This window comes from Aeromonas sp. FL131, assembly GCF_049860615.1.
GTDB lineage: Bacteria > Pseudomonadota > Gammaproteobacteria > Enterobacterales > Aeromonadaceae > Aeromonas > Aeromonas hydrophila.
This window is the reverse complement of record NZ_CP187595.1, coordinates 4,705,892-4,721,011: the sequence shown is the minus strand read 5'-3', so window position 1 is coordinate 4,721,011 and position 15,120 is coordinate 4,705,892. Positions and strand designations below refer to the sequence as shown.

Here is a 15,120-nt window from a genome sequence, read left to right as displayed (position 1 = left end):
TGACGACCAACATTTGTTGTAATTTAACTACATCATTATCTGCGGAGAGCGCACCATGAGAGTCGCCGTTTTCAGTACCAAGAGCTACGACAAAGAGCACTTCAATCAGGCCAACAGCCAGTACGGTTATGAACTGGAGTTCTTCGACGTGCGGCTGGAGGCCAAGACTGCCCGGCTGGCCCACGGCTTCCCCGTGGTGTGCCTGTTCGTCAACGACGATGCCGACCGCGAGGTGCTGACTGAGTTGGCCACCAACGGCACCAAGGTGATCGCCCTGCGCTGCGCCGGCTACAACAACGTGGATCTGGCCGCCGCCAAGGAGCTGGGGCTGAAGGTGGTGCGAGTGCCCGCCTACTCCCCGGAAGCGGTCGCCGAGCACGCGGTGGGCCTGATGATGACCCTCAACCGTCGCATCCACAAAGCCTATCAGCGCACCCGTGACGCCAACTTCTCGCTGGAGGGGCTGGTCGGCTTCAACATGCACGGTCGCACCGCCGGCATCATCGGCACCGGCAAGATCGGCATCGCCACCCTGCGCATCCTCAAGGGCTTCGGCATGCGCCTGCTGGTGAGCGATCCCTATCCGAACCAGGCGGCCATCGATCTCGGTGCCGAGTACGTGGATCTCGATACCCTGTTCCGCCAGTCCGACGTCATCAGCCTGCACTGCCCGCTGTTCAAGGAGAACTACCACCTGCTGAACAAGGAGGCGTTCGCCAAGATGAAGGACGGGGTGATGATCATCAACACCAGCCGGGGCGGCCTGCTCGACTCCAACGCCGCCATCGAGGCGCTCAAGACCGCCCGCATCGGCGCGCTAGGGTTGGACGTCTACGAGGAAGAAGAAGATCTCTTCTTCGCCGACAAGTCCAACGAGGTGATCACCGATGACGTGTTCCGCCGCCTGTCGGCCTGCCACAACGTGCTGTTCACCGGTCACCAGGCCTTCCTCACCCGCGAGGCGCTGCACGCCATCGCCGACACCACCCTCAGCAACATCCGCGCCATCGACAGCCAGGGGCGCTGCGACAACGAGGTGGAGTAAACCACCGCGCAATAAGCGAGGCGCCGGGTTGTGAGACCCGGCGCCTTCGGGTAGGCTACCAGCCCTTTTTTGCTCAGGAGTCTGGCTGCCCATGTTTATCGGATTTGATTACGGTACCTCCAACTGTGCCGTCGCCGTGATGGAACAAGGCAGCCCCAGGCTGCTGAACCTGAGCGGTGCCCACTACCTTCCCTCCACCCTGCACGCCCCTCACCGGGATGCCATCGCCGGCCTGCTGGCCGAAGGGCTGGCCCCCGCCCAGCAGAGCGAGTACCTCAAGCTGCGCGGCCCCGTGGTCACCCGGGCCCAGGCGGTACGCCGCCAGATGCGCGAAGAGGGGCTGATCGACGAGCTCAGCTTTGGCGCCGCGGCGCTGGAGCGCTATCTGGAAGAGCCGGACGACGGCTACTACCTCAAGTCGCCGAAATCCTTCCTTGGCGCCTACGGCCTCAAGGCACCGCAGATCGCCCTGTTCGAAGACATCGTCTGCGCCATGATGCTGCACGTGCGGCGCGAGGCGGAGCAGCAGCTCGGCGCACCGATCCGCCGGGCCGTGGTCGGCCGCCCGGTCAACTTCCAGGGACTGGCGGGGGAAGAGAGCAACCGTCAGGCCATCGCCATCCTGAGCGAAGCGGCCCGCCTCGCCGGGTTCGAGCAGGTGGAGTTTCTCTATGAGCCGGTGGCGGCCGGCTTCGAATTCGAGGCCCGCCTGAGCGAGGATGCGGTGGTGCTGGTGGTGGATATCGGCGGCGGCACCACCGACTGCTCGGTGCTGCGGATGGGCCCGAGCCACCGCGACCGGCTCGATCGAGACGGCGATCTGCTCGGCCACAGCGGCCAGCGCATCGGCGGCAACGACTTCGACATCCGGCTGACGGTGGAGGGCATGATGCCGTTGCTCGGCATGCACGAGACCCTCAAGACCGGCAAGCCGCTGCCCCACCCGCTGTTCTGGGACGCCGCCGCCATCAACGACGTCAGCGCCCAGAGCCGCTTCTACAGCCTGGAGACCGCCCGCCAGCTGCAGGATCTGCAGCTCGACAGCCAGCCTGGCAGCAAGCTGGGCCGCCTCGCCAGCCTGCGCGCCCACAAGCTGAGCCACCAGCTGGTGTGGCGTGCCGAGCAGGGCAAGATCGCCCTCTCGACGCAGGAGTCCAATCACCAATCGCTGAGCGAGCTGGAAAAAGGGCTGGCGGCGGAGCTGACCCGCGAACAGCTGGCCAATGCCTCTGCCCTGCTGCTGGAGAAGATTGGCGAGCTAATGGATGAAGCCATCGCCGCCGCCGGCGTGCAGCCGGATCGGGTCTTCATCACCGGCGGCAGCGCCCGCTCCCCGCTGATCCAGGCCTTCATCCGCCAGAAGCTGCCCCAGGTGCCGCTGGAAGGGGGTGATGACTTCGGCTCGGTCGCCTCCGGTCTGGCCCGTTACGCCGAGCGACTGTTTGGCAACGGTCAGCCCACCCCGACCTGACCCAAATGAAATCCGGCAAAGGGTCTGTGTTGCCATTTAACGACACAGGCCCCACCCACAGGGCGACAGAAGCAGTCGGGGGCACTCCCCCTCGCCCTGCCTGAGGGCGCGCACAGAGGGTATGCTTGTCACTCCCACTACCGGAGCCCTTTCATGCCCAGATTCTTGCTACTGCTGCTCGCCCTGCTTCTGCTCAGCGCCTGCAGCAGTACTCCCCGCTTCGCCTCGCAAGACCTGCAGCACCACCACTGGGTGCTCGACAAGCTGGATGGCCAGCCCGTTGCCGCGCCGCGAGACAATCCGCCCGATTTCGAGATAGGTGAGCACTTCACCGTCAACGGCATCGCCGGTTGCAATCGCTACTTCGGTCAGGGCCACCTCGAGGGGAACAAGTTTTGGGTGACCAGTCTGGGCAGCACCGAGATGGCCTGTCTGGCCCCGCTTGATGCCGTGGAGCAGGCGGTGCTGACCACCCTCACCGAAGGTGCCACCCTGGACGGCACCACCCAGACCCTGATCCTGCAGGGCAAACGGCATCGTTTGGAATACACCCTGCGCGACTGGGTGCTCTAGGGCTCACAAACCGGCATCACAAACAGGAACATGTGCCCCGCCTGTGGCACAATATGAGGCAGTGCTCGCAATGGAGGCTGCCTCAGCCATGTCGATGGACCGTCTGTTTGACAAGATCAAACAACTCCCCACTATCCCGCAACTGCTGCATGAGTTGATGCAGAGCTTCAGCGATGAAAATGCCCGCATCGACGAGATTGCGGCCAAGATCGCCATGGACCAGGTGATCAGCGTCAAGGTGCTGCGAATGGCCAACTCGGCCGCCCTGCGCCGCGGCAACGAAGTCACCTCCATCGAACAGGCGGTGATCCGCCTCGGTTTTAACCGGCTGCGCTCTGTGGTGGTCGCCTCCGGCATCATCGGCAGCTTCAAGGCGCCTCCCAGCTTCGACAAGAACAAATTCTGGACCGAGACCTTCCAGGTCGCCACCATCGCCAAGACCCTGGCCCAGGAGGCCAAGGTGCTCGACCCCGAGACAGCCTTTACCTGCGCCCTCATCCACAACATTGGCGAGCTGCTGATCCAGAGCACCTTGCCGGAAGAGGCCGAGCTCATCAGTCTGGCGATCCAGAAGGGGAGCAGCCGGGTCGAGGCCCAGCGCGAGATGCTGGGCTATGACTACGCCCAGCTCGGCGCCGAGCTGGCACGGCGCTGGAACCTCTCCGAGGCCTTCGTCGATGCCATCTCCCAGCAGCTGGATCCCCTCTCCCACGACCCGGTCAGCAAGGAGGCAGTGCTGATCCGCCTGGCGGTCTTCATCTCCTTCGCCTGGAACGCGGGGGTGCCGGCCCAGGCCATCATCGCCCGCTTCCCCAAGCCACTGGCCGACCAGCTGGGGCTGGATCCCAAGTCGCTCGCCGGCCAGCTCGAGACCTTGCATGAACAGGGCAATGCCCTCGCCGATCTTCTGACTCAATAAGCATCATGACCCATCCATTTCTGTTTCATCCCCAGGTGGCGCCCTGGTTCAAAGAGAGCGCCGATGCCCTGCAACTGACCCTGTTCAGCGAGCTGGATGCCCCGATCCGCGAGGTGTGGCTGCGCCACGAGCCGGACAACGAGGAGTACCTGATCCCGATGACGGCGGTCTCCACCCGCGACCGGCTGCAGGTATGGCAGGCGACCCTGCCGCTCATCAAGGGGCAGGACATTCACCTCTACTGCTTCAAGTGTCTGACCGATGAGGAGCAGTGGTGGCTGCACGGGGCCGGCGTCAGCGCCGCCATGCCGCCGCGCGAGCAGCATTTTCGCTTCAACAGCCTGCACCAGCCACCGGCCTGGGTGCAGGACCAGGTGTTCTACCAGATCTTCCCCGATCGCTTCTGCAACGGCGACCCGTCGCTCAGCGTCAAGCATCACGAATACGAATACCGCGGCAAGGCGGTGATCAGCAAGGCGTGGGGCGAGCCGGTCAGCCGCCACGAAGAGGGCCACGGCGCCTGCGAATTCTACGGCGGCGACCTGGCGGGCATCGATGCCAAGCTGCACTACCTGCAATCCCTCGGGGTGACGGCGCTCTATCTCAACCCCATCTTCGATTCGCCGAGCAACCACAAGTACGACACTCAGGACTACTTCAAGGTGGATGCACACCTCGGCAGCAACGCCCAGTTTGCCGAGCTGACCCGCAACCTGCACCAGCGCGGCATGAAGATCATCCTGGATGCTGTGGTCAACCACACCTCGACCGAGCACCCCTGGTTCTGCCCGCCGCTGGGCGCCCAGCGCAACCCGGATTCGCCGTGGCGCAGCTTCTACACCTTTGACAACGACGGGGATTATGTCAGCTGGAAGGGCATCCGCAGCCTGCCCAAGCTCGACTTCTCCAGCGAACAGGTGCAGGACGCCGTCTATCGCGCCGACGACGCCATCCTGCGCTACTGGATGCGTGCCCCCTACCAGATCGATGGCTGGCGCTTCGACGTCATCCACATGCTGGGGGAGCGTGGCACTGCCGAGGGCAACCGCGGCCACGTGCGCGCCATTCGCGGCGCGGTGAAGCAGGAAAACCCGGACGCCTACGTGCTGGGCGAGCACTTCTTCGAGGCCAGCCAGTGGCTGCAGGGGGATCAGGAGGACGGCGCCATGAACTACTACGGCTTCGCCCACCCTATTCGCGCCTTCCTGGCGGGCCAGGACATCGCCTACCACCCCATCAAGATCAGCGCCGAAGAGCTGGATCGCTGGCTCAAGCTGGCGCGGGCCCACATTCCGTTCAAGAACCAGCTGGCCCAGTTCAATCTACTGGACAGCCACGACACAGCCCGCTTCCTCCATCTGCTGGGGGAGGACAAGCAGCGGATGCGGCTCGCGGCCACTCTGCTGCTCACCTACATCGGGGTGCCCTCCATCTACTACGGCGATGAAGTGGGGCTCTCTGGCGGCAACGATCCGGACTGCCGCCGCTGCTTCCCGTGGGAGACCACCGCCTGGGATCACGTGCTGCACGACCACTACCGCCGGTTGATCCAGATCCGCAGGCAGCGTCCAGCACTGCGTCGCGGCGATATCCAGACCCTCTATGCCGGCCCGCACAGCTATGTGTTTGCCCGCACCCTGCAAAGCGATCAGGTAGTGGTGGCCTGCAACCGCCACCCCAGCGAGCCGCGCACCATCAGCCTGCCCCTGTGGCAGACCGCGGGCCCGGCCAGCCGCTTTACCGACGCCTTCAACGGCGATAAATTCGAAGTGGTGCAGGGCGAGGTGCAGCTCACCATCCCCGCCAACTCGGCCAGAGTGCTGCTCTCCAGCTAGGCGTCAAAAAAGCGGAACCCTGTGTTCCGCTTTTTGTTAAAGGCCCCTATATCACATAAAGTTGTTTGAGCTGGGTTGGATTTCTCTATGAATCATCTAGTTAGTTCACTCAGAGTGGAATAAAACTGGCATCATACAAGACCGCTTCCGACCCTTTTCGGCTAAACTGGCCCAAGGCACATAAATTGCTTGTCACTTGGCATCACTAGCGAGAATCCGTCATGTTCGACAATAAAACCCTATTGATTACCGGCGGCACTGGCTCGTTTGGCAAGATGCTGGTCAAGACAGTGCTGGAACGCTACAAGCCGAAACGGCTGATCATCTACTCCCGCGACGAGCTGAAACAGTTCGAGATGCAGCAGGTCTTCAACGCCCCCTGCATGCGCTACTTTATCGGTGACGTGCGGGACGCCAACCGGCTCACCATGGCGATGCGCGGGGTTGACTATGTGGTGCATGCGGCGGCGCTCAAACAGGTGCCGGCTGCCGAATACAACCCCATGGAGTGCATCAAGACCAATATCCACGGGGCCGAGAACGTCATCCAGGCCGCCCTGCTCAATCAGGTCAAGAAGGTGATCGCCCTCTCCACCGACAAGGCTGCCAACCCGATAAACTTGTACGGCGCCACCAAGCTGGCCTCCGACAAGCTGTTCGTCGCCGCCAATAACATCGCCGGCCAGGATCCAACCCGTTTTGCGGTGGTGCGCTACGGCAACGTGGTAGGATCGCGCGGCTCTGTGGTGCCCTTCTTCCAGAAACGGATCGATCAGGGCGCCACCACCCTCCCCATCACTCACACCGAGATGACCCGTTTCTGGATCACCCTGCAGCAGGGGGTGGACTTCGTGATGAACAACTTCCCGCGCATGAAGGGGGGTGAGATTTTCGTGCCCAAGCTGCCCTCGGTGCGGATCACCGACCTGGCTACCGCCATGGCCCCTCAGCTGGACCAGGAGATCATCGGCATCCGCCCGGGTGAAAAACTGCATGAAGTGATGTGCCCGTGTGACGACTCCTACCACACCTTCGAGTTCGATAACTTCTTCATCATCGGACCGACCATCAACTTCAACAATCGCAACAATGACTTCTCCGTCACCGCCTCAGGTGAAAAGGGAGCCATGGTGGCCCAGGGATTCGAGTACAACTCCCGTGACAACGATGATTTCCTGACGGTTGAACAGCTGAAAGCATTGAATAGCAAGGTGGTAATGGAATGATCCCGTACGGCAGACAGTCGATCAGCGAAGCGGATATCGAAGCCGTGGTCGAAGTATTGAGGTCCGATTTTCTGACCCAGGGGCCCGTGGTGCCGCGCTTCGAACAGGCAGTGGCGGATTACTGCGGTGCCCGCTTCGGGGTGGCGGTCAACTCAGGTACGGCCGCCCTGCATATCGCCTGTCTGGCACTGGGTGTCGGCCCGGGTGACTGGGTCTGGACCTCCCCCATCAGCTTTGTCGCCTCGGCCAACTGCGCTCTCTATTGCGGAGCCCAGGTCGACTTCGTCGACATCGAGCCCGATACCGGCAACATGTGCGCCATGGAGCTGGAACGCAAGCTGGTAGCAGCCAAGGCTCAAGGATGTCTGCCCAAGTTGGTCATCCCGGTACACTTCGCAGGCCTGCCCTGCGACATGCAGGAGATCCATCGTCTGGGACAAGAGTACGGCTTTCGGATCATCGAGGATGCCTGTCATGCCCTCGGCGCCCGCTATCACAGTGAACCCACCGGCAACTGCCGCTACAGCGACATCACCGTCTTCAGCTTCCATCCGGTGAAGATCATCACCACCGGCGAAGGCGGTATGGCGATGACCAATGACCCTGCGCTCGCCAAAACCATGAGCATGTTGCGCAGTCACGGCATCACCCGGGATCCGGCCGACTTCATCAATGAGCCCGATGGCCCCTGGTACTACGAGCAGCAAATGCTGGGCTTCAACTACCGCATGACGGATATTCAGGCTGCGCTGGGGTTGAGCCAGATGGCCAATCTGGAAGATTGGATCGCCAAGCGTAGCGAAATTGCCCATTGTTACTTTGAAGCATTGGCCCCCGAACGTCTGCCCCGTTATTTCAGTGCAGAACGACGCAGCGCCTTCCACCTGTATGTACACCATGTAGCCCCCGAACAGCGCCGCAATCTGTTCCAGCGACTACGCGATCATGGTATCGGTGCCAACGTGCACTATATGCCCATCTACAAGCAGCCTTGGCACCAAGAAGGCCACCAGTCAGCCCTACCGATGGCAGAGGCTCACTATTACGGAGCCATCACTCTCCCGCTTTTCCCTCATTTAACGACAGCAGAACAACATCAGGTATTTACATTGGTAATTGCCGATGCGTAGCAGTACATAAAAGAACAAGCAGGCTCTGAGCTTGCCGTCAGAAGGTCCAGATACTCGATTTACAGAGAGATAAAATGACGGATACAGCAATCTTGCCAGTTGTGATGGCTGGGGGGTCAGGTAGTCGGCTTTGGCCTCTTTCTCGTGAATTATATCCAAAGCAGTTCATGCCGCTTTTGGGTGAGGCCTCAATGCTGCTGGATACTATTGGCAGGGTCAAAGAACTTGCCACTCACCCATTCACCGTGGTTTGCAATGAGGCCCATCGCTTTATTGTCGCGGAGCAGTTGCGGGAGGCCGGAATACAGAACCATATTCTGCTGGAGCCTTCAGCACGCAATACGGCCCCAGCTATCGCTGTGGCGGCTCTGCACGGTATGACGATCGCTGATGATCCCGTGTTGATGGTGCTGGCTGCAGACCACGCAATCAAGGAGCCGCACGCCTTCCGACAAGCCATAGAAGCCGCATACCCCTTTGCAGTCCATGGCAAACTGGTGACATTCGGCATCGTCCCCCAAACACCTGAAACCGGTTATGGCTACCTCAGAGCAGGGGAATCTCTTGGGGGGGGAGTTTCTCGCGTCGACGCCTTCATCGAAAAACCGGATCTGGACACGGCGAAACAGTATCTCTCCTCTGGAAAATACCTCTGGAATAGCGGCCTCTTTATGTTCAAGGCCAGCCGCTACCTTGAGGAACTTAAACTTTATCGCCCTGATATCCTGGCCGCTTGTGAAAAAGCGTTTAGCACCAGACAACATGATCTCGATTTTATCCGTGTCGGTAGCGCGGCTTTCGAGGAATCGCCCAGCGAGTCAGTGGATTATGCGGTGATGGAAAAAACGCAAGATGCCGTTGTCGTGCCCATGGATGCCGGATGGAGCGATGTGGGCTCTTGGTCCACCCTGTGGGAGGTGAACGAGAAAGACGGGCAAGGGAATGTCCTAGAAGGTGACATCTTGGCGCTTGACACAACAGATTGTTATATCAAAAGCAGTTACCGGCTAGTAACCACCATTGGATTGGACAAGCTAGTCATAGTGGAAACCAAGGATGCCATACTCGTTGCCGCGCACGACAAGGTTCAAGAGGTCAAGACACTGACATCACGTCTTAAAAGTATGAATCGCACAGAAACCGAACGTCATCGCGAGGTTTACCGCCCATGGGGAAAATATGATGCTATCGACAGCGGAGAGCGTTTCCACGTCAAACGCATCACCGTCAAGCCTGGTGCCAAGCTTTCTCTACAACTGCATCACCACAGGGCCGAACACTGGATAGTAGTCTCCGGAACAGCCAGGATGACAATGAACGGTGTCGAGCGTTACATCACGGAAAATGAGTCCGTCTATATCCCTATTGCAACCGTTCACTCGTTGGAAAACCCGGGTAAAGTCGACTTGGTACTTATCGAAGTTCAATCAGGCTCCTATTTGGGGGAAGACGACATTGTAAGGCTGGGGGAGCACTACCACAAAGATGGGAGCGAGCCATGCTGAGAACCAAGACGATTATCCAGCATAGTGGTTTGGGCTTTGGTACAAGCGGTGTCAGAGGGTTAGTCAACCAGTTGACAGCAGAAGTTTGCCAAGCATTTACGCATGCCTTCATTTCTGTCATGCGTGATCGCTTCACCTTTAAGCATGTAGCGTTGGGCATAGACAACAGACCCAGCAGCCTCGGCATGGCAGGCGCCTGCGCCGCCGCCCTGCAACAACTTGGCGTTGAGCCCCTCTTCTATGGGGTACTACCAACACCGGCCTTGGCATTACAAGCCATGCGTTGCCGCATTCCGGCCATCATGGTTACCGGTAGCCATATCCCACATGACCGAAATGGTCTCAAGTTCTATGGCCCTGGTGGAGAGATCACCAAAGCTGAAGAACGACAGATCCTAGAAGCAGATATAGTGTTCTCCAAGATAATGGCACAACCCATGCTGCAGCCCTCCACAGAGGCAGCAGAACGCTATACAGAGCGTTACTTGCATTTTTTCAACAAGAGTGCACTGGCACATAAACGGATCGGCATTTACGAACACAGCAGTGCCGGGCGAGATATTTACCCGTCGATTTTCCAAGCATTGGGAGCAACAGTTATACGATTGGGGCGGAGTGACGACTTTATTCCTATCGATACCGAAGCATTGAGCACAGAGGATGAACAGAGGGCCCTATCTTGGACTCAACAATATAGCCTGGATGCTCTATTCTCGACCGATGGTGATGGGGATAGACCTATGCTCGCTGATGAACAGGGGCATTGGCTCAAAGGGGATATTCTCGGACTACTCTGTTGCCAATACTTGGGAATCCAGAGTTTAGCAATGCCACTTAACTGCAATAGTGCCGTTGAGCAATCAGGGATAGCCACACGAGTCATACGCACTCGGATTGGCTCTCCTTATGTATTGGAAGCGATGGGTGGCCTCGCAGGAAAATTCGCCGGTTTTGAAGCAAATGGAGGCTTCATGCTAGGCAGTAGCATTGATCATGAAGGGCGGCATCTTGCGGCCCTCCCCACTCGTGATGCTCTACTGCCAGCATTGGCTGCATTGATACTGGCAAGGGAAACTGGCCTTGCTGCCATCTTGGCCACGCTACCAAGCCGCTTTACTCATAGCGACAGGATCAAGGTTAATCCGACGGCCTTTATGCAAAAGGCCATCAGTAACCGGTTTTGGCTATTGGAAACGCTAGGGTTGGCTGCAGACATAGATGTTGATATAGACATGACTGATGGCATAAGAATGCAGCTCCCTGATCACAGGATCATACACCTGCGGGCCTCTGCTAATGCTCCAGAACTTCGTTGTTATGCAGAAGCCAAAAGTCAGCTGGAAGCAAGGACGCTAGTTGAAAAAACTTTATATATTGCAATAGAAACGATGAATAGCTGGAATAACTTGAATAGCCAGTGACTGGACTCAGTCAGAGTTTTCATAACAACCAAGGGTATAAGTGATAGCCTCATACAATGCTTTCCCTAGTTGTTGTTGACGGATAAAACCTTCAGCAAGTAGCACATCTGCTGCCGGCATCCCCCTCTTCTGGACCAATACCTTTTGCATAAGCTGGGTCAAGTCTTCTGCATTCTGCTGATGAAAATGATATACCTCCGGTGTCATAATTTCCTGATTTACTTCAATATCTGAAAGCAGAACAGGGATACCAAGAGAGACTGCATCATAAGTTGCTCCACCACCAGGGCCACCTTCAAATAGGGTGGGCTGTACCAACGCAATAGAGCCTTTCAACAATCCTATTTGATCAAATTTTGGAATGTGCCCAAGAAAATGAACTCGCTCAGAAATACCAAGTGTGTCAAGCAGCATTTTTTGCTCCTCAACATAGTCCGGATGCCGATAATCAGATAATGTACCGGTACAAACCAGATGCACATCCTTACTAGCTAGCTGTGCGAAAGCATGGAATGCCGTTGGATGATCTTTATGAATCCAAAACTGATTGCAGATAAGAAAATAGTTTTGTGGCAGGCCATACTTTTTCTTTATCTCTAGCGAGTCCACAGCTAACCAATCTGGTATTGGATGGGGGGTAAAAGGTAACACTTTAATACGTGCAGCGTTAATCCATGGATAGAACTTAATAATATCAGATTTAACTGACATTGAGTTTACAACAACGGCTTTGCAGTCACGCAAGCGAGCAGAAAACGCCGTCTCTCTAGCGAAGCATTCATGCTCCGTAAAATAATAGTGAAGATACTTGTGTTGGAAATCAGGAATATAAGCTAGCCAAGGAACAGGAAAATTAGCCCCCAGGTCACTGTTAACTGGGAGAACAATATCAACATTGTTATTTTCCAATGTACTAGCTAGATCGTTATGGCGAGAGGAATAAAAGACCTGTTCAGGAACAATCGTAGCATTGGCAAGATAGTCCTGTAATTGGAGATATATATCTTCCTTTACAAACTCTTCGTCCAATGCGATTACAACTTGCCATTCGTAGAGAGGCACTACAGCGGTGAGACCATTGAGGATATGACGAATAAACTCCAGCCCTCCCGACCAACAAAAGTGCTGAGGCAGTAAGGCTACTTTTAACTTTCTCATATAAATTTCCGCTTAGAATACAGATGACTTAGTGACTACTCTTGCTGGGTTGCCAACAACAGTACACTCGGGTGGTACATCTTTGGTGACGACGGCTCCCATACCTATGATGGCTCCACGCCCTATGGAGAGTGGGCGATGAAGGCTGCCATTGCGAATGATAGCTCCGGCCCCTACGAATACATCATCAGATATGTGCACACGACCATTGCAGCTGACTCTAGGTGAAAAAGTAACAAAATCTCCAATAATACAGTCATGTTCAATATAGGAGTAAATGTTACAATGAAAAAATTGACCAATGACAATATCGGTTGTTGCCATACTATGGGCACACAGAATGGCTCCAAGGCCAACTCTTACATTATCATAACATATGTGTTCGTCTGCCATGAGGTTAATCGGCACTCCACCAAGACGGATACACCGTTCGGCAATTTTACGTCTCAATACTACATCTGCGATCGCAATAGTAAAGAGGAAGCCTGGTTTTATATTTTGTTCAAAGTATGAGTCCGAGATAAGTTTACCATAAGGAAAATAAACTCCATTTATATCTTCGACTACAAAGCAATATTCTAAACCCTGCTGAGCACAGAATTTCCTTATCAGTGGTAAAATACAACGAGAAAAACTACCCGCACCAAAAATATAAAGGTTGTTAGTTTTATATTTAGAATTAACGTTCATTCATAAAAACCAGTTATTTTTTCCACTATATAGTGCAGCATCTCATCTGTCATACCAGGCCAACTGGGCAAGTTCATGCCGCGCTCTGAAATATCCTCACTGTTCGGAAAAGAATGCCCATCCTGATAATACATTGGCATGAAGTGAATGGGGGGGAATAATGGTCTTGTTTCTATTCCGGCATTATTTAAGTAATGACGCAATGTATCTCTTACTTCTCTAGTGTCGGTTAAAATAGAAAACATCCACCAAGAGTGGCAACTCCCCGGCCGCTCTTTCTGAAATTGGAGCGGCAACCCTTGAAGATGAGCAATATAAAAGTTAGCAATCTCTCGCTTTCGATTAATAAAGCTATTAGCCTTTTCCAATTGAGCCAGTCCAATAGCAGCACAGATGTTGGTCATACGATAATTATAGCCAACAATATCATGCCAGTATTCCTTTCCCTCCATCAATCCTTGCCCTTTTAAGTGACGAATTTTTCTGTCCAATTCAGCACTGTTGGTGGTGACCATGCCCCCCTCTCCAGTTGTCACTGTTTTATTCCCAAAGAAACTATAGGTCGTAATATCAGATAAATGGCCTATGTGGTGACCATCAATAAGGCTGCCAAAAGCTTCCGCACCATCTTCAATCAAAAATAAATTATGCCGTTTTGCAATAGTCTGTAGCTTTAACATATCCGTCGGCTGTCCATAAATATGAACGGAAATAATTGCTTTAGTTTTCTCTGTAATTAACTCTTCGATAAGATCACAATCTAACTGCCAGCTTAGTGGTTCTATATCAACAAAAACAGGTTTTGCTCCAACATAATTGATAGCATTGACAGATGCAATGTAAGTGAAGGTAGGAACAATAACCTCATCACCTGGCCCAATGTCTAAAGCCAACAGGGCCAGATGCAGAGCAACCGTTCCATTGGACACAGACGCGGCATGTGCCATACCAGTAAAGTTAGCGAACTCTTTTTCAAACTTTTGAATAAACTCTCCCTTCGAGGAAATCCATGAGGAGTCGATACACTCGACCACATACTTTTTTTCATTACCCGACAAGTCAGGCTGGTAGACTGGAATAAATGAGTGCACGCTAAAAGTCCTCAGGCTGTTCTGTTATAGTATTAAAAACTGGCATGCCACGTATTTCTTCAATAGCATCAAGTCCTGAGGTAAACGTTAGCTCACCCTGTTCATTGCGATGCTCTCGGAACTTGGCAAGAATATAACCTTCCTCACAACTTAGTTCAGCCAAAGCATCAGTCAGCTTGTCAATAACAAAATATGCATTATTGCCTGCACTATTACACCCAATAAATCTGTATCCCTTTTCCTTTGCTAAGCAGCATAGAGCATTTAAAGACGCTCCAGCATAGAGACCACTATAATGACTAACATGACGAATGAAGTTTGGTTCATACGGTATCGTGATACTGCGTTTCGAACCGAAAAGGCTATTATACTCAACTATGACAATAGCTGGATTCACTACATTGATGGCCTTCCAAATCCAATAATCATTTCCATCTACATCTATATGTAGTAGTCCAATATCGCCGGAAAAACCAGCGTCAGAAATTATATCATTTATGTTTTCAGCAGTAACAAAGTCACAGAGAGCTGTCAGATCATGACGCCAATAATTCTGTGTTTTTTTAATATATTCTATATTTGCAGGTTCTGCATCAATAACCAACCCGCGCCAGTTATTATTCTCTAATAAGAATCGAGTATTGGCCTCATTATAGTTTTCCACTCCGAACTCAATAAATACTGTTTCTTTAATACCCAGTATATTTACAAGATGTTGAATGATCCCATCATCACCAAATTGAGAAAACACTCGAAACTCAGCATCTTGTAAGGATGACACAATATTATTATTTAGTTTAGCTAGCAGCTTCCCTAACAGAACTTTATTTATAGCACTGTCAATTTCATACTTTTTATTTAAGTTGGCAAGTTTAGTGTTAATATTAGCATCATCAATTATGCTCTGATTTTGATTCATTACTATCCTCTCATACAAGGCAAAAACCAATAATTTATAATGAACGCCAACTCATGATACTACAGCTAGGTAACGCGTCAGATAACATACTTGTAATTACACTTTCATGACATCCTTCAACGCAATTTATAACAACA

13 protein-coding genes are annotated in these 15,120 nt (G+C 54.2%); 9 read left to right on the top strand and 4 right to left on the bottom strand.

Going from position 1 to position 15,120, the window contains the following annotated elements; translation table 11 throughout:
* Window positions 1-55: 55 nt before the first annotated feature.
* From ACPW75_RS21980 to ACPW75_RS21940, 9 genes are all read left to right on the top strand, one after another.
* Complete coding sequence (locus tag ACPW75_RS21980) at window positions 56-1,045, top strand: 2-hydroxyacid dehydrogenase (protein ID WP_024945568.1); 990 nt, start codon at window positions 56-58, stop codon at window positions 1,043-1,045.
* A 91-nt stretch (window positions 1,046-1,136) separates the two neighbouring features.
* Window positions 1,137-2,516 carry a molecular chaperone gene (gene yegD / locus ACPW75_RS21975; RefSeq protein ID WP_077095726.1) on the top strand — a complete coding sequence of 460 codons (1,380 nt, stop codon included), beginning with the start codon at window positions 1,137-1,139 and terminating at the stop codon, window positions 2,514-2,516.
* Between the two features lie 153 nt (window positions 2,517-2,669).
* Complete coding sequence (locus ACPW75_RS21970) at window positions 2,670-3,089, top strand: META domain-containing protein (RefSeq protein WP_016352339.1); 420 nt, start codon at window positions 2,670-2,672, stop codon at window positions 3,087-3,089.
* A 70-nt stretch (window positions 3,090-3,159) separates the two neighbouring features.
* Complete coding sequence (locus ACPW75_RS21965) at window positions 3,160-4,008, top strand: HDOD domain-containing protein (protein ID WP_017409738.1); 849 nt, start codon at window positions 3,160-3,162, stop codon at window positions 4,006-4,008.
* Window positions 4,009-4,013: 5 nt separating this feature from the next.
* Complete coding sequence (malZ, locus tag ACPW75_RS21960; protein WP_077095727.1) at window positions 4,014-5,843, top strand: maltodextrin glucosidase; 1,830 nt, start codon at window positions 4,014-4,016, stop codon at window positions 5,841-5,843.
* 221 nt (window positions 5,844-6,064) lie between these two features.
* Entirely contained in the window at window positions 6,065-7,069 is a 1,005-nt protein-coding gene (pseB, locus tag ACPW75_RS21955; RefSeq protein ID WP_077095728.1) for a UDP-N-acetylglucosamine 4,6-dehydratase (inverting), read from the top strand.
* Complete coding sequence (gene pseC, locus ACPW75_RS21950) at window positions 7,066-8,199, top strand: UDP-4-amino-4,6-dideoxy-N-acetyl-beta-L-altrosamine transaminase (protein ID WP_077095729.1); 1,134 nt, start codon at window positions 7,066-7,068, stop codon at window positions 8,197-8,199. The genes pseB and pseC overlap by 4 nt, the downstream gene beginning before the upstream one ends.
* A gap of 74 nt (window positions 8,200-8,273) precedes the next feature.
* Window positions 8,274-9,704, top strand: a complete 1,431-nt coding sequence (locus ACPW75_RS21945) for a mannose-1-phosphate guanylyltransferase/mannose-6-phosphate isomerase (protein ID WP_077095730.1) — start codon at window positions 8,274-8,276, stop codon at window positions 9,702-9,704.
* Window positions 9,698-11,125 (top strand): phosphomannomutase, encoded by a 1,428-nt coding sequence (locus tag ACPW75_RS21940; RefSeq protein ID WP_077095731.1) that lies wholly within the window; start codon window positions 9,698-9,700, stop codon window positions 11,123-11,125. The genes ACPW75_RS21945 and ACPW75_RS21940 overlap by 7 nt, the downstream gene beginning before the upstream one ends.
* Before the next feature lie 6 nt (window positions 11,126-11,131).
* Here ACPW75_RS21940 and ACPW75_RS21935 read toward each other — a convergent pair whose 3' ends face one another.
* Genes ACPW75_RS21935 through ACPW75_RS21920 form a run of 4 tightly spaced genes read right to left on the bottom strand, consistent with a single transcriptional unit; the run spans window position 11,132 to window position 14,983 of the window.
* Window positions 11,132-12,283, bottom strand: coding sequence for a glycosyltransferase (locus ACPW75_RS21935; protein ID WP_077095732.1), 1,152 nt, complete (start codon window positions 12,281-12,283; stop codon window positions 11,132-11,134).
* A gap of 12 nt (window positions 12,284-12,295) precedes the next feature.
* Window positions 12,296-12,973, bottom strand: a complete 678-nt coding sequence (locus tag ACPW75_RS21930; protein WP_077095733.1) for an acetyltransferase — start codon at window positions 12,971-12,973, stop codon at window positions 12,296-12,298.
* Window positions 12,970-14,064, bottom strand: coding sequence for a DegT/DnrJ/EryC1/StrS family aminotransferase (locus ACPW75_RS21925; protein WP_077095734.1), 1,095 nt, complete (start codon window positions 14,062-14,064; stop codon window positions 12,970-12,972). The genes ACPW75_RS21930 and ACPW75_RS21925 overlap by 4 nt, the downstream gene beginning before the upstream one ends.
* A gap of 1 nt (window position 14,065) precedes the next feature.
* Window positions 14,066-14,983 (bottom strand): NADH dehydrogenase, encoded by a 918-nt coding sequence (locus ACPW75_RS21920; protein WP_077095735.1) that lies wholly within the window; start codon window positions 14,981-14,983, stop codon window positions 14,066-14,068.
* Between the last annotated feature and the right edge of the window lie 137 nt (window positions 14,984-15,120).